Raw genomic sequence first — 25,003 nt, 5'->3', positions numbered from 1 at the left:
GAAAAGTGGGCTTGAATATCGTCAACCTGTCGCACAGTGATGATGGTTTTTAAAAGTCAGTGAATAAAAGAAAGTACCAACCGAGACAGTTAGCAATATAGATTGAATGGAATGAACAGCTAGCAAGCAAACCAAATGAAACCTGAGTAGGTCATCGGCTTTTAAAGCCGTCACGCCGATAAGGCGTTTGGTTCACGGCGAATCAAAGCCGTTAAGGTCTGGAGTAGCTCTCCATAATAAGACCGAATATACGAAAGCTAACGCAAGTTTGTTATGACCGTTGATAAATATTGTTAATAACCAAGTAGAGTACGCATGATTCTTTATTAAAAAATAGGGACGCTATTGTTGCATCCCCAGAGGAGTCCATATACGACCTACATGTGATCTGGTGTTGCTAGGTTTTTGACGGCCTAAAGGCCGACCTACATGTGATTGGCTGTTGCTAGGTTTTCTGCTCCTTTATTTGTCCTTCATTAATCCATTCTTATATTTCTTATCTCTTACTTTTGTTAGACTAGGCAGATTATTTTTGTCATATACGAAGGATCTGTTTTGAAAATTATTCCTGTTATTTTATCTGGTGGTGTAGGCAGTCGTCTTTGGCCGTTGTCACGTGAACATTTTCCTAAGCAATGTTTGCCGCTGACTGATAAAGAATACAGTCTTCTTCAGCAAACCATGTTGCGTACTTTATCTTTAGAAGTGGCAGATCCTATTGTGGTTTGTAATGAAGATCATCGTTTTTTGATCGCGCAACAGTTGCAATCTATTGGTGTTAAAAAATCCAGTATTGTTCTAGAACCTAAAGGCCGCAATACGGCACCTGCCATCGCTTTGGCGGCGTTGGAAGCATTGCGAAGCCAATCTGATGATGCACTTATGTTGGTTTTGCCTGCTGATCATGTTATCCGTGATCTTGCTGCTTTTGAAACGACGATTAAGCAAGCTGTTGAATTGGCTAAACAAGATGCTTTAGTGACCTTCGGTGTGCAGCCAACTCGTCCCGAAACGGGTTATGGTTATATTCGTTCCGGTGATAATTTCTCTGTAGTTGAATTTGTTGAAAAGCCTAACCTTGCAAAAGCTCAGGCTTATTTGGATTCCGGTGAATATTTATGGAATAGCGGAATGTTCTTGTTCCGTGCCAAGGCTTTTTTAGATGAGTTAGCGGCTCATCGAGAGGATATTTTTCAAGCAGTAAATCTTGCCTATCAGCAGCGTACTGAAGATTTGGATTTTGTGCGTATTGATGCTGAGCTGTTTTCACAATGCCCTGAGGAGTCCATTGATTTTGCTGTGATGGAGCCAACCAAAAAAGCGAAAGTTGTGCCTTATGCAGGTGACTGGAGTGACATTGGTGCTTGGGATGCTTTATATGATTATGCAGATAAAGACGCTGACAACAATGTGCTATTGGGCGATGTAATGGCTGAAGGCTCTAGTAATTGCCTTATCCGTTCTGAGTCACGTTTAGTTGCTGCAGTGGGTGTCAGCGACCTTGTTATTGTCGAAACGGCAGATGCTGTTTTGGTGATGGACAAAAACAATGCTCAAGACGTGAAGAAGATTGTTAAACGCATCAAAGCCGAAGGTCGTGAAGAGCACATGTATCACACGACGGTGCACCGCCCTTGGGGAACGTATCAAACGGTAGATCTTGGTGGTCGTCATCAGGTGAAACGTATCATGGTTAAACCAGGTGAGAAGTTAAGCGTGCAAATGCACCATCACCGTGCCGAGCATTGGGTGGTTGTGTCTGGTACGGCGAAGGTTCAAAACGGTGATCGTGAAATTCTGCTAACCGAAAACGAATCTACTTACATTCCTGTGGGTGTTGTTCATGCATTAGAAAATCCCGGCAAAATTCCTTTAGAACTAGTAGAAGTACAGTCTGGTAGCTATTTAGGTGAAGACGATATCGTACGCTTTAGTGATCGCTATGGCCGTTAAAATAATAGCCGTTAAGAAAATGATCTTAAGCAAGGATTGATAAAATGAGTTCTAGTGTTGTACAGGTAAAACAACTTAGCGATGAATTGGGTGTTGCCTTTGGTACCAGCGGTGTACGTGGTTTGGTCAAGGATCTAACCCCAGTACTTTGCTTTGCTTTTGTGCGTTCTTTTTTGCAGACGGTTTGCCCTTCTGCGTCTAGCGTAGTTATTGGCATGGACCTACGTCCGAGTAGCTCTGATATTGCTAAAGCTTGTTTGCTGGCCGCTGAATCTTTTGGCGCGAAAGTCGAGTTTTGTGGTGCTTTGCCAACGCCTGCTTTGGCGTTTTATGCCATGCAAAATAACATGCCGGCGGTGATGATCACGGGCAGTCATATTCCTTTTGATCGCAACGGTATTAAGTTTTATCGTCCAGACGGTGAGATTAGCAAAGCTGACGAAGCCTCTATCATGAATAGCTTAGTTGAAGTACCTGAATTCGTTTCAGATCAAGCAGCACAGTTGGCGTTGCCTGTCATTGATCATTCTGCTGTTGAGCTTTTCAAACAGCGTTATACCTCGCTTTTCCCGTCGAACATGCTGCAAGGCAAACGTGTTGGTGTATATGAACACTCCAGTGTGGCGCGAGATGTGATTAAAGAATTATTGGCTCATTTCGGTGCTGAGGTTATTTCGTTAGAACGTACTGAGACTTTTGTACCGATCGATACTGAGGCGGTATCAGAAGAAGATGTGCAGAAAGGCTTGAACTGGTCTAAAGAATATCAGCTGGATGCCATTATATCCACAGACGGTGATGGTGATCGTCCGCTTATTGCTAATGAAAAAGGTGAGTGGCTACGCGGTGATATTTTAGGCGTGCTCTGCGCTGATTATTTACAAGCAACCCATGTGGCAGCCCCTGTAAATGTGAATACTGTTCTTGAGTTGAGAGGTACATTGCAAAGCCCTGAACGGATCTCGCTGAGAACTAGAATTGGCTCGCCTTATGTCATCGCAGGTATGGAATATTTGCTGCAACAATCACCAGATGCCAGAGTTGTTGGTTATGAAGCCAATGGCGGTTTTTTAGTTGGTGCTGATTTTGTTGTTAATAATCAAGTATTACACGCTTTACCAACGCGAGATTCAGTATTACCTGCTTTAATTGTACTAGCAATGTCCTATGAGCAAGCTCTCCCAATTAGCCAATTAACGGCTAACTATCCAGGCCGTTATACCGCTAGTGATCGAATTAAAGACATTCCAACAGATGTCAGTAAACAGCTTATAGCCGATATAAAAACGAGCAAAGCGAAACAAACTGAGCTGCTATCAGCAATAGCGCAAGAAAGTGAAGTGCTAGAGGTTGTTTCAATTGATGAAACCGATGGACTTCGAATGACACTCAATAGTGGGGATATTGTTCACTTACGGCCGTCTGGTAATGCGCCTGAGTTGAGGTGTTATGTGGAATCTAGAGGTTTGTATGTTTCAAAAAATATCGTGAATAATATATTGAGTAACATTAATTGATTTATGTTTTTTTAGAAGATTATCGATGATAAAAATATCTAATAATATTGTTATAGGATTTTCTGTTCTTATTGGGCTTGCCAATACATTATATATTTATAAGATTTTTGGTACCTCAATAGAGGCTGATGCATATTTTATCAGTATGATAGTTCTGACTACATTTTTTTTGATATATCAAATGTTAAGTGAACAGTATTTGATAGTTGTCAGAGCTTACTATGATAGAAAGAAGCGTTTTAATGTTATTTTTTCTTCTTATTTTAAGTTTGTCTTTTTATTAGGTCTTGTCTTTACTGTTTTTTTGTTTCTCTCTCTTTTTTTATTTAAAGGTTTATTTGTTTTTTCAGAAAGATTTATTGTGTTAACTGATTATCTAGAGATTTTGTTCTTGTTGTTGTTTTTTTATACGCCTTTTCAGGTTCTATTAAGCACTTTAATTGCATTAGGGAAAATCAAGGTGTCTAATGTCTTTGACATTGTTCCTCGCCTTTTTATATTGTTGTTGTTTGTTTTTTCATATGCTTTAGGTTTTTCTATTAGTTTGAACAACGTTGCAGAGGTTTATGTTTTGGGTTTTGCTCTCTCATTCTTTGTAATGTTTGTTTATGTTGTCAGAAAAATAGGTTTTTCCAAGGTTTTTCTTAAAAATAAAAGTTATGATATTTTAAAGAAAAGTTTAAAAATGAAATCTGTTAACAATATACATAATGTATATTTAGGCTTTGGTATTGCGTTTGCAACGAGTTATTATCCTCCTGGTTATTCATCGTTGTTCTTTTACGCTAAAAGGGTTTCTGACACAGCATTAAATGTTTTGTATATGCCAACACATCAGATTGTTGTTAATAAGGTGGTGGATTTTTACAGGAATAAAAACTTTAAAGAGATCATTCTCTTACTGAGTAAGGTTTCTGTATTTTTTCCTTTTGCATTCTTTTTTTGTTTTAGTTTTTGTTATTTTCTTCTTCCATACGTTTTTGATTTTTTCTCTATTGAGATTGAAGCTGAAAAATTTAATTTGGTTATAGCTGTATTGTTTTTTTTGTTTGTTGCAAACTCTTTAATATCTTCTGAAGTAGGTTATTCAATAGTAAATCAAATTGAAATTAACTTTAGAGTTATCTTGGTCGCCAATCTAGGTTTTATCATTTTGTCGCTTTTGACTTGGTCTATTGCTAACCTGTTTGAAAAAACAATCGTGAATGTGGCTTTAGCAATAGCTGTAGGTCAAGTGTCCAATTTCTTCATTAATAGATATATTGCATTGAAAAGGTTGGGTTTTCTAATGAGGAGCTCTTGTGTTTAAGAAAATAATATTTTTTATCGTAAGCTCTTTGAATTTCTTTTTCTCGAATTATACGAAAAAAGTTTTTCTATATTTAGCACATGTTATTAACCAATCTGGATGTGGGAAGGATTTCGTTACAGTACATTTTCGACCAAAATATTCTGAGGATGTACATAAAAGAGAAAGCTTTCTTGAAGAAGTTAAGTTGCCTGCTTTTGCAATTATGATTCAGGGGCCTATAGTTCTAAAAAATAATTTCACATTTGAAACGATACAGCTTTACAGAAAATTATTTGGAGAATCTGTGATTATAGTTTTTTCATCATGGCATGGTGAGTTATCAGATGAGAAAATTTTAGATTTAGAGAGTTATTGTAGTGTGGTTTTATCTGAAAAACCTACTAACTCAGGTCTTCACAATGTTAACTATCAAATAGTAAGCTCTAGATGTGGTATGTTGAAAGCAAAAGAACTAGGAGCTGAGTTTTTAATAAAAACAAGGTCTGACCAACGGTTTTATAACCCTGCGACCCTTAAGATTTTGCATAACTTATACATGACTGCCCCGAATAAAATTATAGAACTTTCCATGTCTTCTTGTAAGTATAGGCCTTGGTCATTGTGTGATATGTTTCAGTTTTCTAAAGCTGACATTCTTTTAGATATGTGGAATATAGAACTTGATGAAAGAAAAAAATATAAGATTAACTTTCATGATGAGTCTTATCGTGTAAGAGATATTGTCTCTGCTAAAATAGCAGAGATTTATGTTCACTTTAATCATGCGAATAAATATGGATATTATGATGTGTTGAGTGTCGATGATTATTATAGTTACATTAGAGAAAAAATAATTATAATCGATAAGGAGGTCATAGATATTTTTTGGTATAAATATACTGCCAAAGAATATTGCCTTGTCGGAAGTGATTTTTATTCAAGTGAAGATGTTTTAAGTATGATTAGTTGGGGCGATTATCTTTTGATTTTAGATGGTTGCCCTAGCAAAAAAACATATGAATATTTGGATGAGTATGAAAAGATATGAAGTTTTTTTTCGGTTTTTTTTTGTTTTTTATTAAGGTTTTCAATAAGTTTAGATCTAGTTATTGGAACTGGAAGTTAAATAATAATACTATTTACGTGTCTTCGAATGTTAGGTTAGATAGATGTGAATATATAGAAATAGGGCGAGGGGTTTATATAGGTCGTTTTTGTTGGATAGAGGCTGTTGATTCTTTCTACAGCAGTACTTATAAGCCAGTATTGACGATAGGCAACAATGTGAAAATGAGCGAGTTTGTTCATATTGGATGTGTTGAGAAAGTTATAATAGGTGATGACGTTTTAATTGGTAGTAAATGCTTAATTATCGATCACAGTCATGGGCTTTGTCAGTCTATTCAAGAAATTCATCACTTAGAACCTTTAATTAGCAAGCCCGTGTATATAGGTGACAACGTTTTTTTAGGTGACAACGTTTGCGTATTACCCGGTGTTTCTATAGGTAATAATTCTATTATTGGTGCTAATTCCGTCGTAACTCAAGATATTCCTAGTAATGCTGTTGCTCATGGTTCGCCAGCTAGAGTCAAAAGGTATTTAAATGAAAACTAAAATTTTATCCTTTTATCTTCCACAGTATCACCAGATTCCTGAAAATGATGAATGGTGGGGGGAAGGATTTACCGAATGGACGAATGTAAGAAAAGCACAGTCCTTTTTTAAGGGGCATCATCAGCCTCGTATACCGAAAGATAATAATTATTATATGCTAGACGACCCAAATTCGTTGCGTTGGCAAGCTGATTTGATGGCCAAGTATTCTGTTGATGGCGTGTGTTTTTATCATTATTGGTTCAATGGTAAACAGCTTCTACAAAAACCTCTAGAGATCTTACTTGAAAATCAAGATATTGATATGCCTTTTTGTTTGTCTTGGGCAAATGAGCCGTGGACTCGAGCTTGGGATGGTGGCGAAAAAGAAGTTATTATGCCTCAGGCATATGGAGATGAGTCTGATTGGATTTCTCATTTTAATTATTTGTATAAAGCTTTTAAAGATGACCGATATATTAGAGTAAATGGTAAGCCAATGATTCTAATTTACCGAGCTGCTAGCATTCCTTGTTTAGATGATATGTTAGCCTGTTGGAATCGTCTTGCTGTTGAGAAAGGATTGTCTGGATTACACCTCGTCTCCATGAATACAAGCTTTAAAGATCCTTTTGAAGTAAATGGATTTGATGCAACTATCGATTTTGAGCCTATGCACACTGTAGGTCACCATCTTAAAGGTTATATTCGATATAAGCGTGGATTGTCAATTCGCTTTCGTCATTTATTGAATCGGATTCTTCGAACACCATACATAATAGAAGATCAAATTTCCTATAGCACTATTTGGGAAAATATTTTGAGTCGTCAATTGACAAAGAATAACTATGTTGGTGCATTTGTTGATTGGGATAATACAGCAAGAAAAGCTGAGCGTGGATTGATTATGCATGGTGCTTCTCCAAAGGCTTTTCATCATTATTTATCAAAACAATATATTCGATGTGTTCAGCAAGATGTTCCCTTTATATTTGTTAATGCTTGGAATGAATGGGCAGAAGGAACATATCTTGAGCCTGATAGCTACAATAGGTATGGATATTTAGAAGCTATAAAGAGAATTAAAAATGGATGAATATGTTTATATAGTTATCTTGAATTGGAAAGGAGCGGAAGACACTATTGCATGTCTAAAAAGTTTGTCTTTATTAGAGGGTGTGAAATATAGAGTTGTTATTTGTGATAATAACTCTCTTGATGGTTCATATGAATTGATTCGTGATAAAGTTGGTGAAATCCCTGTTTTTTGTGAAAAAAAATTAGTAGAACTCACTCGATTTGATGCGGAAAGTTATGACATTGAAAATGAAGATGCCGTTTATTTGATTCAAACAGGTGACAACTTAGGTTTCTCTGGTGGAAATAATGTTGGTATTAGATTTTCTTTAAATCAAGCTGATATGAGTTATGTTTGGCTGTTAAATAATGATACAGAGGTTACTCCAAAATCTTTGTATCATATGGTAGAGCGTAGTCAATCAGATGAGACAATAGGTATTTGTGGGTCTAGAATGGTTTATCACCATGATAGAACAATACTACAAGGATTAGGGGGGACCTATAATCGTTGGTTAGGCACTACTCGTCATTACGCTGCATATAAAGCAAGCAATACAGTCTTTGATGATGATGAAGTTTCCTCTCAGATCGATTATGTAATAGGCGCTTCTATGCTTATAAAAAAAGAATTGTTAGAAACTGTTGGCCTTTTATGTGAAGATTATTTTTTATATTTTGAGGAGTTAGATATTACTTGCAGAGCTTTTTCTGCTGGATTTAAACATAGTATCAGTACCAATTCTATTGTTTTTCATAAAGAAGGTGGGAGTACTGGTCATGTTCTTAAAAAAAGTAAATGCTCTGATTTGCTATCTATAAAAAATAGAATTGTATTTAGTGAAAAGTTCTATCCGAAATATACTTTTTTTGTTCGTATCGGGTTGCTAGGTGTTATATTAAATCGATTGAAACGTAAACAGTTTGATCGAGCAGTTTATATATTAAAGGTTTTTTTTGGATCTGCTTAATAACTATTAAACTTGAGTATAGATTGAAAAATTAATTTTATGGAAGGTACTTAAAAATCATGCCTAAAGTTCTATTTATAAGTTCGTTTCACCCCCATGCTGAAGGAAATATCGGGGCTGGTGAGGCAATATGTGGACATTCGCTCGAAAGCCTTCTGTCTAAAGGATATGATGTGGATGTTATTGTAAATGCTCCATCTCGTCAGACTGCAAAAGAAAGTGTTGTTCATCAATGTAAATCCTACACAATATTAGATACAAACATAATTAAGGCAGTTTTATCTATTTTCTATAATTTTTTCAATTTTAGCTTTTTGGCGCCTTGGTTTTTTTCACGAGTTAACTTTTCCGTTGTGAAATTAATGAAGAAAAAAATAGAGCAAAATGATTATGATTTTATATGGTTGGACTTTCCATCATCTTTAGGTTTTTCTTGTCATATAAAAAATAAAAAAATCATATATTTTGCGCATGATATAGTTTTTCAACGTATTAGCCGTTCTATTTTGAAGCGGTTATTTACAAAGTTAGTTACTTTTACAGAGTTATTTTTGATTAGAAAATGTGACGAAATATTCTTTTTGTCAACAAAAGATATGGACTTGGTTCTACCTTTACTTAGAATAAATCAAAAGACACATATAGTAAAAGATATTAATTATAAAGCAGGGGTTGTAAAAGACTCGATTTCCGCAGAAGAATTAGTAAAAAAATTCGATGATAATAGGAATGCTGTTTTTTTTGGGAATATGTCGCGGCCAGAGAATCACTGGTCAATTGTGTTTTTTATTATTTTTCATTTTTTCAGGATAAAAGATAAAAAATTACATTTTTGGATTGTTGGCTTATCTCCTAAACTGTCTCTAATATTGCTGTCTAAACTATGTGAGAGAATACATGTTACTGGAGCAGTAGATGATCCAGAGATAATTTTTAAAAAGTCGGATTTCTGTCTTGTTCCATTGTTGTTTGGTGCTGGTGTTAAAATAAAAGTATTGCAGATGCTGGGTGCTGGTTCTTATGTTATTTCAACTCCTGTTGGTGCTGAGGGGATTTATGAATCATCTCGACTTATTATAAGTGAAGTGAAATATATTTCCAAAAAAATAGATGATTTTCTAAGTTTTAAAAAAATAAATTAATTTTTTAAAAGATTTTTTTGGTTCATAGTGATTTCTATGTGAGAAATTATTAATTTTTTGGAGATATGTTTTGAAAAAAATAGTAGTCGATTTAGATGGTACGATAACAATTTTGAGTGATAGAGATTACTCTGATGTCTTTCCAAATTTAGATGTTGTAGCAAAGCTTAGGGAATATCGAGATAATGGTTTTTCAATTGTAATTAACACAGCACGAAATATGCGCACTTATGGTGCAAATATTGGTAAGATTAATATTTATACATTGCCAGTTATCATAGAATGGTTAGATAAAAATGATGTTCCGTATGATGAAATCTTAGTTGGTAAACCGTGGTGCGGTAATGAAGGTTTTTATGTAGATGATAGAGCGGTTCGGCCATCAGAGTTTGCATCAATGAGCTATAAAGAGGTTACTGAACTCCTCGCCAAGGAAAAGCAATGTTTTTAATTATGTCTGCAGCTTATGTAGATCAAGAGTTGCAATCGGAGTTTGGAAAAATTCCTCCAAGTTTTTTGCCTTTAGGAAATCGCCGTCTTTATCAACATCAAGTAAAGTTGGCTCCAAAAGGTTCTAACGTATATTTGTCTCTTCCTGAGTCGTATTGTGTATCGAGTACAGATCAGCATTTGCTTAACCAATTAAATGTCACGGTGATTAAGTTAGCTGATGGCATTAGTCTTGGCGCGTCTCTTGTCGCAGCTGTTACTTTGTCTGAGCATCATTACAATGATCCATTGCGTATTCTCTATGGTGATACACTTTTGACAGATGTTCCACAAGATGATGATTTTGTGTGTATATCTGAGGTTGAAGATTACTATGATTGGGCTATTGTGGTAGAGAACGAAGAGGAATGGTTACAACAAGCGAATGGTAAGATTGATAACAATACACAAAATGTGGTTTGTGGATATTTTACATTTAGTGATGCCCGAGAACTCATGCGTTCAGTAATACAGTGTAATTGGCAATTTCTTGATGGTGTAAATCAGTACAAAAAATCGAAAAATTTAAAGGCCATATTTACTAAAAACTGGCTGGATTTTGGACATGTGAATACCTACTATAGTTCTAAGTCAGATTTTACAACTCAGCGTTCATTTAATGAGTTAATAGTCACTGCTGATTGGATTGAAAAGACTAGCGAAAAAAATAGCAAAATTACAGCTGAAGCGAATTGGTTCTCGGTATTACCTTTTTCGTTACGAGGCTATATTCCTCAGTATTTAGGTGCGAAATGCTTTGAAAAGTCGATTTCTTATCGTTTAGAGTATTTGCAAAACACGACACTAAATGAACTTTATGTTTTTAGTGAGCTTCCTGTGCATATTTGGAAGAAAATCATTAATAAAAGTGTTGGTTTTTTATCAGAATGTTATAAGGAAAAACCTCGAGAAAGTGTAAGTGAAGTAAATACATTAGAAGAACTATTTGGAAAAAAAACAGATTCTCGTCTTTTAAACTATTGCAGCGAAAATTCGATTAATCTTGATGAAATGTGGACTTTTAATCAGGAATTGACAATTTCTTTGCGTATGATGTTGGAAGACTCCAAAAAACACTTACCTAGAGAAGATGAATTTTCTGTGTCTATCCTTCATGGAGATTTTTGTTTTAGCAATATTTTTTATGATTTTCGTTCTAATCGTATCAAAACGATTGACCCAAGGGGTATAACACCGAATGGTAACATTAGTATATGGGGAGATATTAGATACGATATTGCTAAGTTAAGTCATTCGATAATTGGTATGTACGATTGGATTATTGCTGGACATCATCAAGTTGCTATTAATCAAAGAGAAATATTATTTAGTATCGAAGTAGATGAACGCAAAAAAGAAATTCAAAATTTTTTTATGACACTTATAAAACGTGAATTTGGTATATCTGCTGTTAGCTTAATGGCTATGCAAATTCAACTTTTCCTATCTATGCTGCCGCTTCATAGTGATGATGAAAATAGGCAAGATGCATTATTTGCCAATGCATTTCGAATATATCAATTAATGTTAAGGTACAATAAATGATAGTTATTCCTATGGCTGGGCTAAGCTCCCGGTTTTTTAAGGCTGGTTATGATAGGCCAAAATATATGCTTTATGCTCATGAAAAGAGCTTGTTCGATCATTCTGTGGAAAGTTTTAAAGCATATTTTTTGACACATAGTTTTCTTTTTATTGTCCGAGATGTGTTTGATACGATAGATTTTGTCGAGAAAAGGGTAAAATTATTAGGCATTAAAAGTTTTCACATTGTTAGTCTTAGTGAAAATACTAGAGGGCAAGCCGAGTCAGTTGCCTTGGGAATAAGGCTTTGGAAAGAAAAAACAGGCAATTATACAAATGAATCTTTAACAATATTTAATATTGATACGTTTAGAAAGGATTTTGTATTTCCTGATCTGTCAGTTTTAGGTGATGGGTATTTGGAGGTCTTTAAAGGTGATGGTGAAAATTGGTCTTTTGCAAAGCCCTTGAATAGTCACTCTACTAGAGTAGCTGAAACGGCTGAAAAAAAAGCCATCTCAAATTTATGTAGTACAGGTTTGTATTATTTTTCCTCTATGAATGATTTTTTAGAAGCGTTTGATAGTTATCTGAAATTTCCAAAGGAAAAGTGGGAGAAAGGGGAATTATATATAGCTCCTCTTTATAATCTGTTAATTAATAGAGGTTTGGAAATTCATTATCATTGTATTTCCCGTAATGAAGTTGTTTTTTGTGGTGTGCCAGAAGAGTATCAAGATTTATTGAATAATTTAGTTTCATAGATATGAGAAAATAGTTTTAAATGCAGTTTTTTATTATGTTTTATATATTTAAATTTTAACATGTCATTTATAAAAAATTTTAGCGATTATTTAACGCTATTTTATTAATATTTATGAATAAGGAAGCCAAATGAAAGTTTTAGTAACAGGCGGTGCGGGTTTTATTGGCAGTGCCGTTGTGCGTTATTTATTGGGCAGCACTCAGTATTGTGTTGTCAACTTGGATAAGCTGACCTACGCAGGGAATTTAGAGTCTATTCCTGAGTCATTGCATGATTCGCGTTATGCTTTTGAGCGAGTTGATATTTGCGATGCTGTTGAGTTAGATCGAGTATTTAATGTACACCAGCCAGATGTTGTGATGCATTTGGCTGCGGAAAGTCATGTAGACCGTTCTATCGATGGTCCTGGTGATTTTATTCAGACCAATGTGGTTGGTACGTACACTTTATTGGAAGCGAGCCGTAAGTATTGGATGGGGCTATCTGGAGAAAAAAAATCTGTATTTCGTTTTCATCACATTTCGACTGATGAGGTCTATGGCGATTTGCCACACCCTGATGAAGAAGTTGATGGTGAGCTGCCAATGTTTACTGAAATCACGCCTTATGCGCCTAGTTCGCCTTATTCTGCCAGTAAAGCCAGCTCGGACCATTTGGTGCGTGCTTGGTTGCGTACCTATGGTTTGCCGACGATTGTAACGAACTGCTCTAACAATTATGGGCCTTATCATTTTCCTGAAAAACTTATTCCTCATGTGATTTTGAATGCTTTGTCGGGAAAAGCCTTGCCAGTGTATGGCGATGGTTCACAGATTCGTGATTGGTTGTATGTGGAAGACCATGCGCGCGCTTTGGTTAAAGTGGCGACTGAGGGGAAGGTTGGTGAAACCTACAACATTGGCGGTCATAACGAAAAACGTAATATCGATGTGGTGAAGACGATTTGTGCTTTGCTAGAAGAGTTGGTGCCCACTAAACCACAAGGTGTTAAGGCGTATGAAGATTTGATCACCTATGTGAAAGATCGTCCTGGCCATGATGTGCGTTATGCTATTGATGCCAGCAGAATTGCCAACCAGCTAGGCTGGAAGCCCGAAGAAACTTTTGAGACGGGCATGCGCAAAACGGTACAATGGTATTTAGACAATCAAGACTGGTGGCAGCGTGTGTTAAACGGTGACTATCAATTACATCGTATTGGCGAACACGCATAAAAGGTCGAGTATGAAAAAACGCAAAGGCATTATTCTAGCGGGAGGGAGCGGTACACGCTTGCATCCGCTCACATTGGCCACGTCAAAACAACTGATGCCTATCTATGATAAACCGATGATTTATTATCCGTTATCGGTGCTGATGTTGGCGGGCATTCGTGAGGTGTTGATTATCACTACGCCGGAGGACCTAGCCAGTTTTCAGCATTTGCTGGGCGATGGTCGTCAATTTGGTATTGAGTTAACTTATGCGGTACAGCCGTCACCTGATGGTTTGGCTCAGGCGTTTATTATCGGTGAAGACTTCATTGGTGATGATAATGTGGCCCTTGTGCTGGGTGATAATATTTTCTTTGGTCAGCACTTCTCTGAAAAGTTAAAGCAAGCCTCGTCTCTTGATAAAGGCGCGACAGTATTTGGTTATCATGTGTCTGATCCTGAGCGCTTTGGTGTTGTGGCCTTTGATGAGGCGGGTAAAGCAGTGAGTATTGAAGAGAAGCCTGCCAAACCTAAATCTCCTTATGCGGTCACAGGGTTGTATTTTTATGATAATGATGTGGTGAAGATTGCTAAGAATATCAAGCCCTCTGTACGTGGTGAGTTAGAGATTACCGATGTGAACTTGGCTTATTTGCAGCGCGGTGATTTGCATGTGTCTCTACTGGGCCGTGGATTTGCTTGGTTGGACACAGGAACACACGATTCTTTGCTGGAAGCCGGGCAGTTTGTACAGACAGTTGAGCATCGCCAAGGCCTGAAAGTAGCGTGTTTGGAGGAGATTGCTTACCGTCAGAAGTGGATTACCCAAGAGCAACTGGTGGCTTCTGGTAATGCATTGAAAAAAACTGGCTATGGTCAGTATTTGCTTAAAGTGGCTGACGGTTATCAATAAAAGACGCTCAAAAAGAGACAGCAAGTATGAATGTTATAAATACTCAAATTGAGGGTGCATTGATCATTGAACCTAAGGTGTTTGGTGATGAGCGCGGTTTTTTCTTGGAAACGTTCCAAGCTGAACGTTACAAGGAAATGGCCGGAATTGATTTGTCCTTTGTGCAGGATAATCACTCCCGATCTGGAAAAAACGTATTACGCGGTTTGCATTTTCAAAAGACCAAACCGCAAGGCAAGCTAGTGCGTGTTGTGCGTGGTGAAGTATTTGATGTCGCTGTAGACATCCGTAAAGATTCGCCCACATATGGTTTATGGGCTGGAGTTATTTTATCAGAAGACAATAAACGTCAGTTTTGGGTGCCGCCAGGTTTAGCCCATGGCTTTGTTGTGTTATCGGATGTGGCGGATTTTGAATATAAGTGCACCGATTATTATGATCCGTCAGACGAAGGCTGTTTGATGTGGAATGACCCTACGGTAGGTATCGCGTGGCCGGAAGGCATTGAGCCGATTTTGTCTGCTAAAGATCAGAGTGGTCTGGCATTGGGTGAGTTGGTCTGATGCGTATTTTACTCACTGGTAAGAATGGTCAGCTTGGTCGTTGTTTTCAAGACGTTTTAAAGAATACGAATTACAAGTTATTTGCTTATGGGTCGGCTGAGTTGAATATTGCTGATGCTTCACTTTTGGCGGCGATCGTTCAGCAAGTGAAGCCGGATATCATTGTTAATGCCGCTGCTTATACGGCGGTGGACAAGGCTGAAACCGATGCAGACAATGCCTACCTAGTGAATGCTACTGGCCCGGAACTCTTGGCGAAACAAGCAGCTATTTTAGGCATTCCTTTGATTCATGTTTCCACCGATTACGTTTTTGATGGTGCGGCGGTTGAGCCCTATTTACCTTCGGATGAGACTAATCCGCAGGGGGTTTATGGCGCGTCTAAGTTAGTGGGTGAGCGAGCTGTAAAAGCTGCGTGTGAGAAACACATTATTTTGCGGACGGCTTGGGTATTTAGCGAATATGGCAATAACTTTGTCAAAACCATGGTGCGTTTGGCGAAAGAGCGTGATGAACTTAGTGTGGTGGCCGATCAATACGGTTGCCCAACGTATGCTGGCGATTTGGCTAAGGCTATTTTGCACATTTGTGAACAACATGATCATGGCAAAGTGCTGACTTGGGGGATTTATCACTATTGTGGTGATACACCAACCAGTTGGCATGGCTTTGCTCGGGCTATTTTTTACAGAGCTGAAGCGTTAGGTGTGATTGATAAGAGCCCTCAGCTTAAAGCGATTAGTTCTGATCTGTATCCTACACCGGCGAAACGTCCAGAGTATTCGGTTATGTCGACAGAGTTGCTTAGTCGTATTGAGCTGGACGCTTCTTTTTGGATGGCTGGTCTTTTTTCTGTGTTGAGTAAATTAAAATGAAGAATATTACGGTTGTTGTTCCTACCTATAACGGTGGCGCGCTGTGGAAAGAGTCTGCTCGTCGGTTAGCCGAGCAAGTGCCTAGGCCATTTAGAGTGAAAGTGATTGATTCCTCTTCACGTGATGATACACGTGAGACAGCTCAAAATTTTCATTTTGAGGTGGAGAAGATTGATCAAAAAGACTTTGATCACGGCGGAACCCGGTCTTATGCATTAAAAGATATAGAGACGGAGTTTGTGGTATTTTTGACTCAAGATGCGCTTTTAGAAGGAGCAGACGCTGTTTCTAGTTTGGTATCTATTCTTGAAAATGATTCTGAGATTGTTTGTGCCTATGGTCGTCAATTACCGCACCTTGATGCTAACCCATTAGCAAGCCATGCGAGATATAGTAATTACCATACTAATAGCTATGTTACTCATATAGCTGCTGATTTTCCTAATGGGTTTAAAAAGTCTTTTTTCTCTAACTCGTTTTCTGTTTATCGTCTTGATTTCTTACGCTCAATTGGTGGTTTTCCTGAGCATTTGATTTTAGGGGAGGATGCTTGTGTTGCAGCTAAAGCACTAATACACAATAAAAAAGTCGCTTATGTTGCAGATGCCCAAGTGAAGCACTCTCATAATTATTCAGTTTTTCAAGAGTTTAAGCGTTATTTTGATATCGGTGTCTTTCACTCCACACAATCCTGGATGCTTAAGGAGTTGGGTGCTGTTGAAGGAGAAGGTGTTAAATTTGCAATGGATCAGTTGAGTTATCTTTATATTAGGGGAAACTATAGATGGATATTGCCTTCTGCCTTTACATCAATTGCCAAATATACTGGCTACAAGCTTGGAACCATCCATAAAATTTTGGGCGTTGGTATATCTCGTAGGCTTTCTATGTATAAGAGTTACTGGAATAGGGTTTAGAATGAAGTTTTTCATATGGCATTTTTGTGAATAAACCCTTTAAATATAGTTAGAAATATAATTTTTAAATCAAACCATACAGACCAGTTTTCAATATAGTATAGGTCGTATTCAACTCTGTTTTCCATTTTGTCTATTGTATCGGTTTCCCCGCGAAAGCCATTTACTTGTGCCCAGCCAGTGATGCCAGGCTTGACCATATGGCGGCGCATATAAGATTCAACAAGTGTTTTATAATGCTCATTGTGTGCAAGTGCATGGGGTCTTGGCCCAACAATGGACATCCTGCCTTGAAGTACATTAATAAATTGCGGTAGTTCATCTAAAGATGTTCTTCTCATGAAAGCACCGATAGGGGTTATTCTACTGTCCCCTTTTGTTGCTTGTGTTACTTTTCCATCTTCCTCATTGTGAACCACCATAGACCGAAACTTATAAACCTTAAAGTCCTGCCCATTGGCGCCTGTTCTATATTGTTTAAATAAGATCGGCCCTTTGGACGTTAGCTTTATAGTGATGGCTAAGGCTACTAAAATTGGGCTTATGAGTAACAGTATAATAGAAGCCAGTATTTTGTCTTCTAGGGACTTTAGAAAACGGTTTTTACCTTCAAGCATATGAGAGGTTGAAATGTTTATAACGGGTAAACCAGCAACTTCCGTCATGGATTGATTTAAGAGTCTAAAGCCAAAGATATCGGGTACCATTCGAATCACGATAGAAGTGTTGCTTAAAGCGGATTGTACTTGTTCCATTTTTTGCACTTCGCTCATTGGAAGAGCAATCCAAACCTGATCTATTTTGTGATTTTTAACTATTTTATCTAGATCATTTAATGTGCCTAGTAATGGTACAGAGTTAATTTCATGTTTATCGATGGCTTGGTCTTGTGTACTAAGTATCCCTTTTACGACTAACCCCATTTCAGGGTGTTGTTTTAGTCGCTCTAGAACTTGTTGTGCCAGCTCTCCATCACCAATAATAATCACGCTTCTGATGTTGAAGCCTTTTGCTCTTAATGCCCCTAGGGACTTTCGAAGCAAAAATCTATAGCTCAATATTGTAGCGGTAGAGGTACACAGCCAACTTACTACCCAAATACGAGAGAATAAATCGGAAGATTGGGTAACAAATCCACTGATGATTAGTAGCAAAAATGTTGTTAATGTCGCACTAAGAACACATCTTATCTCAGACGTGAATGATGCCCCTCGCCATGCCCTATAGGCGCCAAAAAAGGACAGGCTTGCTGCTCCAAGTAGCACGCCGAGTAGTAGGACATTTTTATATGTTAAATCAAGGCTAAGACTTGAAAACCTTAACCAGTAACTTAATAGTCCGGCACTTAATAGCCCAAGGCAATCTATGATTCTTAGTATGATACTAAGTGATGTGCTGTGTTCTTTTAATGCTAAACTTTTTTTCACGTATTTCTCTGCTGTTAACTTAGCTAGTCAATAATATTTAGATTTTTATAACTAAGATTTATTCTTTAAAATTATATTTTGCGCGCCATATTTGGGCCTGTATACCTGTCATAAATATCGTAAAGTAAAAAACACCTGTCCAGAAATTTTGGTAGGCTTCGAAGCAATTCATAATGCTCCAGAAGCAGACAAAACTCATAAAGAAATAACCAACTTGTTTTTCTATTTTTCCAGCTCTTATTTGTCTAAAAAGGCTCTTTGCCGTTACGACCCAGATACTAATATAAAAAGCTAATCCTACAATGCCAAAGTTAACCAGCATCTCAATATAGATGTTATGCAAGTGCCCGAAATCTTTTCTTATATCATCTGGTAGCCATTCTGTTTTTTTCATAACAAGACTTCTACCATTGCTTCCCCAACCAAATATGGGTTTGGCTTTTATGAAGTCTGTTGCCGCTACCCAGCTATGAAGACGTATACCAAAACTCGAATAGGGCACATCATCAAAGTCTAGCGAGGCAATGGCGTTTAAAGCTTCTTTTTCAAGCATTACACGTTCTACTATAGTTTCATTGTTGGATATTATGATGCCTAAGCTTAATATCCCCGCTAGAAATATTCCTAAGGTTGTGGTTTTCTGCTTTCCTGTTGCTTTTTTAAAGCGCTTAACAGTGAAATAGCTGGCCATAAAAAATGCCGTAATCAGTAACGCAAGCCAAGCTTGACGAGATGAGTTGATATAAATAATGAGGATACAGTAAGCAATAGCAAGAAAAAGAGGGATTGCTAACCATTTGCTTTTACTTAGAAGTGTGCGAGTAAAGCATAAAAAACCTATCAAAATAACGCCAAAGAATAAACTTGCGTGTTGTTCCTGACGAAGACCGAAGAAAACACGTTGTCCATTTATCCCTCGAATAATTTCATCTAGCCCATCTCCAGTTACCCAAGGAGATACGAGTATTCCTAGTGCTGCACAGCCCCAGACGAGCCAAGTGGCATTTTTGTATTGGGCCACCCACCAAGCTAACGGAATGAAAACAAACCAACGAGTTATCTTATCCAATTTAGGTGAGCTTTCCGCCCATTCAGGGGTAACATACTGAGATAATCCCCATGAAATTAATTGGAATAAGATAGCTATCCAGACAAAACGAAATAGTATGTGGCTGTTGACCACTTTGCCGTATTTAAATAATCCCCAGAAACCTGCGAGTGTGGCTATAGCGGATGCGACACCTGCGATCTCTGAGAAGCCTGTTCTTGTGAGAGCATAAAGTGCAATTGAGATGATTCCTAGAAGGATTAACCAAGTTGGCTGTTCTGCTGGTGTGCGTCGTTTGAATGCATTTGCTAAACTGGTAGAAACTGATGTCATTTTAAGCTCGTGTATTTGGTTTTCTATAAGGGCATATCAATATTAAGTGGCAATTTTTGCGTAATTATACAAAGAGTTATGGGAAGGGGTATATAAGATATTCATCTGAGTAGTCATTTTCTTGAAGAAGGGGGCTTTTCTTGTCAAAAGTGGCTTAAATAAAAAATGGCCATCGATCACGACAGCCATTTTTTATTTTATAGAACAAATAATTTATTTCGTTGCTTTTGGTGCTTCTGGCTTCTCTATATCATGCAGTTCAACAACAAATTTAAGCGCTGCATTTGGTGGAATAGGGCCTGTGCCACCAGGACCGTAAGCTAAATCAGCTGGGATGTATAGTTCATATTTTGAGCCAACCGGCATAAGTTGTAGACCTTCAGTCCAGCCAGGAATTACACCATTTAGTGGGAAGGTAATGGCTTCACCACGTTTGTAAGAGCTATCAAACACAGTTCCATCACTTAAGCTGCCTTCATAATCCACTTTTACTGTGTCTGTTGCGCTAGGTTTGTCGCCTTTACCCGCGGTGATAACTTTATAAAGCAAACCAGACTCTGTTTTTTTCACGCCATCTTCGGCTTCTTTCTCTTTTAGCCATGCTGCAGAAGCGGCTTTTGCTTCTTCAGATGCTTTTTCTTCTTCAAGCTGAGCTTTTGCCATTTGTTCTTGCTGGTAGTCTTGGATGGTTTTAGTTACTTCATCCATACTCATTTTGCCTTCTTTACCAGCAAATGAATCTTGGAAGCCTGCCATAAAGGTTTTCATATCTAGTTCAGAGAAATCCTGAGACATGCGAGAACCAAACATGGTGCCAATGCTGTAACCAAGGCGTTGCTCTTTAGTGTCTAGTTTAATTGAGCTGTCGGCTGCGTACGCAAAAGAAACAGATGACATGACCAGCGCCGCAATAAGAGTTTTTTTCATAGCTATTTTTTTCATAAGAAAAGGTGTTCCATTGTTTGTTGATTTATCATTTAGTGACGTGAAGCATTAAGACGGAGTTCAATTCGCATATTTTTTTACCAGCATTTCTTGGGGCGAAAACAAAGCAGGAACAATGGTATACGCCTTGTGCTTTGCAAAATCAGATCCGTCGTTTTTGTTTAACATGAATGTTCTAACATAAGGTTGGCTATTTATGCCAGTTTATATACGTTCATGTTATCAAAGCGACCCCTTCACCTGCACACTTTGTTTGAGTTACAAAAGATAGAACGGTCTCACAAAGCACAAGACGTAGGTTGAGATTAATCCGCTGTTCTTTATCTATACAATCGCTTTTACAAAAGCATGACGGTGTTTGCTAAAGCAAGTTTGTTTGTCTGGCTCTATTTACAATTTATTGACGTTTCTATGTTAAAGCTTGGGCTCAGGTATTTTGTCGATTCGCGCTTTAGTGCGACAAAATACCTATGATGGATGTAATCGTTATAAAACTAGTGCTTTAACCTTGGTCTATAGAGTGAATCAATGACTGACTAAAGGTCTGTCCATCTACAAAAGTGAAGACCTCATTGGCTTTAATGTGCGTTAAGAAATAGTTGTGGTAACCGTAATATTTATAATGGCTTTTTAGTATTTTGCTATGCCACCATTTTTTTAACATCTTCTGAATTCTCGGTTTGCTGCGTAGGTCGTGCATTGAGTCAAAAGATACGACTTTATCTTTTTGTGTATTTATATCGAGTTGATGGCTATAACAAGAATAATGGCCAAATATCGATTTAGTGTCATACCATGGTGCTAGCCCCGTTCTAGAGTGCTCTGGGCCGTAAGGGAACTTCTTTATTTTGCGCAAATGGTTTACGTACATCAGAACTCTATTTGGCACATGGCTGCTTTTGTCGATGGCTAAGGCTAAGGCATAAGCTGACATAATATGTTCTGGATGAGGGTCTATCTCTGGTTCTGTTACTAGTACAGTTGAAGGCTTAATTTGCTCTAGTAGGCTAGTTAGATCTTCGATTAGTAATTGTCCAGAACTAATATTCTGTTCATCATTCGGAAGTTTTAGCGTATTAAATGTGCGACTTATTTGCGGTGTTAGCGCTGGGAAAGCTTTATCGCTTTGTGGCTCTTTTGGCGTTTGATAAAGCGATTCTTTGGTTAGATTGAAATAACCAAGGGAAGACAATCGCTCAAACTTAACGCCGGCAAGAAGCGGTGTTGTCATGCTATTCCACGCTCTGATTTGTGCTTTTCGCTGTGTTGCATCGCTTATGGTTTCATCTAACCCAGAAATATACTGCCTATCTAAAGACTGGAGGTTTTGTCCTGCATTGATTGTTGTAATCCAAACTTGATCCGCAAAGTCGCTGTATAAGCCATATGCTGCGAGTTCAGCATCGTCTGCATGTGGCGCAATGATAAGGATGGGTCCATCAGCGAGGTTGGGGTTTTTAAAGCCTAAAAGTTTTGCTTCAGTAGGAGCTTTGCAATGTTCGAAAGCCAATTGTAATTGGTGCAATGTTTTGTCTTTTGCCAATAAGCCACTTAGATTAAGGTAGCGAGTGCCTTGTTGATTCGCTTCAAAAAATTGTGAATGGCCAACTGTATTTTGATCTTCATTATTAAAAAAAGCGGAAATACAGCCTTGCTTTTTTTTATGAGTAGATTGATAAGGAAACGATAGCAACCAAGTAAATTCATCCTGTGTTAACTCTGCGAATCTTGCTTCATCTGCCAGAGTCAAATTAGATATATTACTTGTGTTCTGCTTTTTTATAAGTACGTCACTTTGCCAATCTGGTTGTAACGCATACTGGTAATCAAGTTTTTTCATAAAAATAATTCTTGTAAAGTAAGGCAGTCGTTTAATCTAAATTTATTGAGCTGGTAAGTAGGTGTCGCAATATTGTTGCACGATATGTTTTTCGTCAAACTGCGCGAGCGATTGTGCGACGTCTGGGCCTAAAAGAACGGAGTCTCCTTGTTTCAAGGCGAGGACGATTTTCTCGGCAAGAGACTCAGGGCTTTGTTCTGCTAAATAGTCACTTAACTGCCCACGCATGATATCACTAACGCCACCAGGGCAATTTGTTGCAACGACAGGTGTCCCACAAGCCAAGGCCTCAATGAGTACCATTCCTAGTCCTTCACTTTTGGAGCTTAAAACAAAGAGGTCTGCACGCTGATACCAAGGAAATGGATTGCTTTGTTTACCTTTTAGAAAGATACAATTTTCTAATCCTAGTTTTTTGATCTTATTTTCGATTGCAGCTTTTTCTCGACCTTCCCCGACGATAACTAGGTCATGTGTTACGCCGAAGTTGTTGCGTGCGTAATGATAGGCGTCGATTAATAATGGAAAGTTTTTACCTCCTACAAGACGGCCTAAACCTAAAATATAGGGGCTTGTATGGTAATCAATATTGGTTTCTAGAGCCGATGCTTTTTCTCTAATTTCTTCATAATTATTTGGGTTGCTTATGATTGAAATGCTTTGACATGAAATAGCGAAGTTGTGAATTAGATCCATAAAAGAGCGCTGTGCTTCTTTGGATATACATACCACATGTCGGTTGGAAAATAGCCATGAAAACATCTGCTTAGATTTAGAACCATACACCGACTGGTCAAGCATACTTTCACAAACGAAGATAAAACGAGGGTCTTTGAGTGGCCAAATATGAGAAAAAGTGCCTTGTCCACGGAAAATAATAAGATCAAATCGGCCAGCTTCTTTTTCTAGTTTTTTGAGTTTATAAGAAAAAGCCATGGCTTCCGCATAGGCAAAAAACATGACGAACGATTTACGAAAAATGATGTTTAATAATTTAGATATTATTAGCCAAATAAAACCAATGCCGCTTAGCATCACCATTTTTTGTAGGGCAAACAAATGTATTTTGACATTAGGGTTGCTGGGGGAGACTTCAATTTTGCGATTTTTAAGATAAATAAGGTGAGTATCATGGCCTTGTTTCGCAAAGGCATCGGATAAGTTGCAGGCAACTCTCTCCATGCCTCCAATTTTTAAACAATTTACAACAACCGCAACCTTCATCGAATCTCCTAAAAAATGTAAGGCAACGCTGTAAAGTCGCCATTGTGCTATTTCTACTATTGAAAGCTAATACTAAACAACTCAGCATTTAAAAAATATAGTACATAAATTAACGAACTCACTAAATGCTCAAGAAGGCTATTTAATCCCCATAAACAACGGAATAAGAATTGGCACGAGAATGCTCATAATAAAGCCACTGGCGATGCAGACAGGGATGATTTGCGCGCCATGAAATTTGCCCAGCATGGGTAAGGTGAAATCCATTGCCGTTGCGCCAGAATAACCGACGGACATGTGGCTATTTAGTCGTGCTAAGAACGGAATCAGCATGAGGGCAAGTATCTCACGTCCAAGATCAAGCAAGAAGGCCGTGGTGCCAAGTACCGGATCGCCTAAACCTGTAATAAGAATGCCAGATAAACTGTACCAGCCGAAGCCTGAAACAACCGCAAGCCCTTGGTTCCAACTTAGCCCTAAAACTAGGCTGCCAATCCAACCCGCTAACAAGGTGGTGATAATGGTCACTAGGGCGATAATAACGCCTTGTGAGTTTAAAAAGAGCTTGCGTAGACGATGATTGCCTTGACGAAGCTGGCAGCCAATCAGAAACAGCAGCACGTAGAGTAAGACTGTGACCAGTTCGTCGACGCCCGTTAGCCAATCTTTGGCAAAAATCCCAACGATGACGCCACCAATCACCCAAGCAATGGTTTTTGCTGCATCCATTAGTGCATGGTTTTTGCTGTCTGATGGACCTTGAGCAAGACTGTCTGCGTGGGTGCCGCCAAAACGCAGACCACTTAGATATAAGCCAGCTAGGCTAAATACGCTGATTAGTACAAAGAAAATAATGGCTTGATAACCAGCAATAAATAGCTTTTCTGCTAAATTGTCTAGCGCACCAAGGCTAAAGCCAATTAAGCCTAAAATGAGGTACACAAGCTGTTCTAACCCTTTTGCCACGCGTGCAGGCGTGAATAACTTGATATTGACCCAGTAACCAAAGAGTAGGGCGATTAATAATGGGCCAAGTGTAGTGAGAATAGTCATGCGAGAATGGTCTTCCTAGACAAATCTTTAAATGCTGGAGCGGCATTTTCTCGGTATTGAGATGTAAATACAAGCTTGGTTTTTTGTAGGGCATGTTGTTTTTAGGTGGGACGTGATTCATTACGTCAAGGTGTTTGGTTTGGTGTGATCGGCTTTTGACGGCCTGAAGGCCAATGGTATGGACTCCTCCCCAATTCAGCGGAATTCCGATAAATTGGGAGGCGACCAAACCAAAGGAGCCATACCATGAATAATAATACGACAATTTGTGTTGATTTAGCGAAAGAAGTTTTCCAAGTTGCTGTCTTCAATAAAGCCGGTAAGGCTAAGTTAAATAAAGAAGTCT

At 38.1% G+C, this 25,003-nt stretch carries 22 protein-coding genes and 1 pseudogene; 17 read left to right on the top strand and 6 right to left on the bottom strand.

Annotated elements, in window-relative coordinates:
• The first annotated feature begins 555 nt into the window (after positions 1–555).
• From CCS02_RS21765 to CCS02_RS21690, 17 genes and pseudogenes are all read left to right on the top strand, one after another.
• Positions 556–1,953, top strand: coding sequence for a mannose-1-phosphate guanylyltransferase/mannose-6-phosphate isomerase (locus CCS02_RS21765; RefSeq protein ID WP_100637709.1), 1,398 nt, complete (start codon positions 556–558; stop codon positions 1,951–1,953).
• 44 nt (positions 1,954–1,997) lie between these two features.
• Positions 1,998–2,402: pseudogene (locus CCS02_RS22590) on the top strand (phosphomannomutase); the annotation flags it as partial.
• 60 nt (positions 2,403–2,462) lie between these two features.
• Positions 2,463–3,470 carry a hypothetical protein gene (locus tag CCS02_RS21760; protein WP_442919340.1) on the top strand — a complete coding sequence of 336 codons (1,008 nt, stop codon included), beginning with the start codon at positions 2,463–2,465 and terminating at the stop codon, positions 3,468–3,470.
• A gap of 25 nt (positions 3,471–3,495) precedes the next feature.
• The gene (locus CCS02_RS21755; protein WP_100637707.1) at positions 3,496–4,779 is read left to right on the top strand and encodes a hypothetical protein; all 1,284 of its coding nucleotides are present in this window, start codon (positions 3,496–3,498) and stop codon (positions 4,777–4,779) included.
• Complete coding sequence (locus CCS02_RS21750; protein ID WP_100637706.1) at positions 4,772–5,809, top strand: WavE lipopolysaccharide synthesis family protein; 1,038 nt, start codon at positions 4,772–4,774, stop codon at positions 5,807–5,809. The genes CCS02_RS21755 and CCS02_RS21750 overlap by 8 nt, the downstream gene beginning before the upstream one ends.
• On the top strand, positions 5,806–6,378 hold the full coding sequence (locus tag CCS02_RS21745; RefSeq protein WP_100637705.1) for an acyltransferase: 573 nt from the start codon (positions 5,806–5,808) through the stop codon (positions 6,376–6,378). Before CCS02_RS21750 ends, CCS02_RS21745 begins: the two co-directional genes overlap by 4 nt.
• Complete coding sequence (locus CCS02_RS21740) at positions 6,368–7,453, top strand: glycosyltransferase WbsX family protein (protein ID WP_100637704.1); 1,086 nt, start codon at positions 6,368–6,370, stop codon at positions 7,451–7,453. Before CCS02_RS21745 ends, CCS02_RS21740 begins: the two co-directional genes overlap by 11 nt.
• Positions 7,446–8,405: a glycosyltransferase family 2 protein gene (locus CCS02_RS21735; RefSeq protein WP_100637703.1), complete on the top strand. Its 960-nt coding sequence runs from the start codon at positions 7,446–7,448 to the stop codon at positions 8,403–8,405. The genes CCS02_RS21740 and CCS02_RS21735 overlap by 8 nt, the downstream gene beginning before the upstream one ends.
• Before the next feature lie 59 nt (positions 8,406–8,464).
• The gene (locus CCS02_RS21730; RefSeq protein WP_100637702.1) at positions 8,465–9,547 is read left to right on the top strand and encodes a glycosyltransferase; all 1,083 of its coding nucleotides are present in this window, start codon (positions 8,465–8,467) and stop codon (positions 9,545–9,547) included.
• Between the two features lie 70 nt (positions 9,548–9,617).
• The gene (locus tag CCS02_RS21725; protein ID WP_100637701.1) at positions 9,618–9,998 is read left to right on the top strand and encodes a capsular biosynthesis protein; all 381 of its coding nucleotides are present in this window, start codon (positions 9,618–9,620) and stop codon (positions 9,996–9,998) included.
• Positions 9,989–11,581 (top strand): capsular biosynthesis protein, encoded by a 1,593-nt coding sequence (locus tag CCS02_RS21720; RefSeq protein WP_100637700.1) that lies wholly within the window; start codon positions 9,989–9,991, stop codon positions 11,579–11,581. Before CCS02_RS21725 ends, CCS02_RS21720 begins: the two co-directional genes overlap by 10 nt.
• A complete protein-coding gene (locus tag CCS02_RS21715; RefSeq protein WP_100637699.1) occupies positions 11,578–12,324 on the top strand; it encodes a glycosyltransferase family 2 protein in 747 nt (248 codons plus the stop codon). The genes CCS02_RS21720 and CCS02_RS21715 overlap by 4 nt, the downstream gene beginning before the upstream one ends.
• Before the next feature lie 130 nt (positions 12,325–12,454).
• Positions 12,455–13,540: a dTDP-glucose 4,6-dehydratase gene (gene rfbB, locus CCS02_RS21710; RefSeq protein ID WP_100637698.1), complete on the top strand. Its 1,086-nt coding sequence runs from the start codon at positions 12,455–12,457 to the stop codon at positions 13,538–13,540.
• 10 nt (positions 13,541–13,550) lie between these two features.
• The gene (gene rfbA / locus CCS02_RS21705; protein WP_100637697.1) at positions 13,551–14,432 is read left to right on the top strand and encodes a glucose-1-phosphate thymidylyltransferase RfbA; all 882 of its coding nucleotides are present in this window, start codon (positions 13,551–13,553) and stop codon (positions 14,430–14,432) included.
• A gap of 26 nt (positions 14,433–14,458) precedes the next feature.
• Positions 14,459–14,995, top strand: a complete 537-nt coding sequence (gene rfbC / locus CCS02_RS21700; protein ID WP_100637696.1) for a dTDP-4-dehydrorhamnose 3,5-epimerase — start codon at positions 14,459–14,461, stop codon at positions 14,993–14,995.
• Positions 14,995–15,870, top strand: coding sequence for a dTDP-4-dehydrorhamnose reductase (gene rfbD, locus CCS02_RS21695; RefSeq protein ID WP_100637695.1), 876 nt, complete (start codon positions 14,995–14,997; stop codon positions 15,868–15,870). The genes rfbC and rfbD overlap by 1 nt, the downstream gene beginning before the upstream one ends.
• Positions 15,867–16,787 carry a glycosyltransferase family 2 protein gene (locus CCS02_RS21690; protein WP_100637694.1) on the top strand — a complete coding sequence of 307 codons (921 nt, stop codon included), beginning with the start codon at positions 15,867–15,869 and terminating at the stop codon, positions 16,785–16,787. Before rfbD ends, CCS02_RS21690 begins: the two co-directional genes overlap by 4 nt.
• Positions 16,788–16,798: 11 nt before the next feature.
• Here CCS02_RS21690 and CCS02_RS21685 read toward each other — a convergent pair whose 3' ends face one another.
• From CCS02_RS21685 to CCS02_RS21660, 6 genes are all read right to left on the bottom strand, one after another.
• Entirely contained in the window at positions 16,799–18,214 is a 1,416-nt protein-coding gene (locus CCS02_RS21685; protein ID WP_100637693.1) for an undecaprenyl-phosphate glucose phosphotransferase, read from the bottom strand.
• 58 nt (positions 18,215–18,272) lie between these two features.
• Entirely contained in the window at positions 18,273–19,595 is a 1,323-nt protein-coding gene (locus tag CCS02_RS21680; protein WP_100637692.1) for an O-antigen ligase family protein, read from the bottom strand.
• Positions 19,596–19,808: 213 nt separating this feature from the next.
• Positions 19,809–20,537 carry an FKBP-type peptidyl-prolyl cis-trans isomerase gene (locus tag CCS02_RS21675; protein WP_100637691.1) on the bottom strand — a complete coding sequence of 243 codons (729 nt, stop codon included), beginning with the start codon at positions 20,535–20,537 and terminating at the stop codon, positions 19,809–19,811.
• A 505-nt stretch (positions 20,538–21,042) separates the two neighbouring features.
• On the bottom strand, positions 21,043–22,380 hold the full coding sequence (locus CCS02_RS21670; protein WP_100637690.1) for a PIG-L family deacetylase: 1,338 nt from the start codon (positions 22,378–22,380) through the stop codon (positions 21,043–21,045).
• Positions 22,381–22,422: 42 nt separating this feature from the next.
• On the bottom strand, positions 22,423–23,604 hold the full coding sequence (locus tag CCS02_RS21665) for a glycosyltransferase (RefSeq protein WP_100637689.1): 1,182 nt from the start codon (positions 23,602–23,604) through the stop codon (positions 22,423–22,425).
• Positions 23,605–23,742: 138 nt separating this feature from the next.
• Positions 23,743–24,657, bottom strand: a complete 915-nt coding sequence (locus CCS02_RS21660; RefSeq protein WP_100637688.1) for a lysine exporter LysO family protein — start codon at positions 24,655–24,657, stop codon at positions 23,743–23,745.
• Positions 24,658–25,003: the final 346 nt, after the last annotated feature.

It is taken from the genome of Marinomonas sp. ef1 (genome assembly GCF_002806845.1).
Taxonomy (GTDB): domain Bacteria; phylum Pseudomonadota; class Gammaproteobacteria; order Pseudomonadales; family Marinomonadaceae; genus Marinomonas; species Marinomonas polaris.
Note: the sequence above shows the minus strand (reverse complement) of the source record. Positions and strands in the feature narration are given on the sequence as shown.

Bases quoted from the DNA above. Each gene is read 5' to 3' on its own strand.
- CCS02_RS21745 (WP_100637705.1), top strand. From the start codon at position 5,806: ATGAAGTTTTTTTTCGGTTTTTTTTTGTTTTTTATTAAGGTTTTCAAT.
- CCS02_RS21690 (WP_100637694.1), top strand. From the start codon at position 15,867: ATGAAGAATATTACGGTTGTTGTTCCTACCTATAACGGTGGCGCGCTG.
- CCS02_RS21755 (WP_100637707.1), top strand. From the start codon at position 3,496: ATGATAAAAATATCTAATAATATTGTTATAGGATTTTCTGTTCTTATT.
- CCS02_RS21675 (WP_100637691.1), bottom strand. From the start codon at position 20,537: ATGAAAAAAATAGCTATGAAAAAAACTCTTATTGCGGCGCTGGTCATG.
- CCS02_RS21720 (WP_100637700.1), top strand. From the start codon at position 9,989: ATGTTTTTAATTATGTCTGCAGCTTATGTAGATCAAGAGTTGCAATCG.
- CCS02_RS21680 (WP_100637692.1), bottom strand. From the start codon at position 19,595: ATGACATCAGTTTCTACCAGTTTAGCAAATGCATTCAAACGACGCACA.
- CCS02_RS21670 (WP_100637690.1), bottom strand. From the start codon at position 22,380: ATGAAAAAACTTGATTACCAGTATGCGTTACAACCAGATTGGCAAAGT.
- rfbA (WP_100637697.1), top strand. From the start codon at position 13,551: ATGAAAAAACGCAAAGGCATTATTCTAGCGGGAGGGAGCGGTACACGC.
- CCS02_RS21715 (WP_100637699.1), top strand. From the start codon at position 11,578: ATGATAGTTATTCCTATGGCTGGGCTAAGCTCCCGGTTTTTTAAGGCT.
- rfbD (WP_100637695.1), top strand. From the start codon at position 14,995: ATGCGTATTTTACTCACTGGTAAGAATGGTCAGCTTGGTCGTTGTTTT.
- CCS02_RS21660 (WP_100637688.1), bottom strand. From the start codon at position 24,657: ATGACTATTCTCACTACACTTGGCCCATTATTAATCGCCCTACTCTTT.
- rfbC (WP_100637696.1), top strand. From the start codon at position 14,459: ATGAATGTTATAAATACTCAAATTGAGGGTGCATTGATCATTGAACCT.
- CCS02_RS21730 (WP_100637702.1), top strand. From the start codon at position 8,465: ATGCCTAAAGTTCTATTTATAAGTTCGTTTCACCCCCATGCTGAAGGA.
- CCS02_RS21665 (WP_100637689.1), bottom strand. From the start codon at position 23,604: ATGAAGGTTGCGGTTGTTGTAAATTGTTTAAAAATTGGAGGCATGGAG.
- rfbB (WP_100637698.1), top strand. From the start codon at position 12,455: ATGAAAGTTTTAGTAACAGGCGGTGCGGGTTTTATTGGCAGTGCCGTT.
- CCS02_RS21735 (WP_100637703.1), top strand. From the start codon at position 7,446: ATGGATGAATATGTTTATATAGTTATCTTGAATTGGAAAGGAGCGGAA.
- CCS02_RS21740 (WP_100637704.1), top strand. From the start codon at position 6,368: ATGAAAACTAAAATTTTATCCTTTTATCTTCCACAGTATCACCAGATT.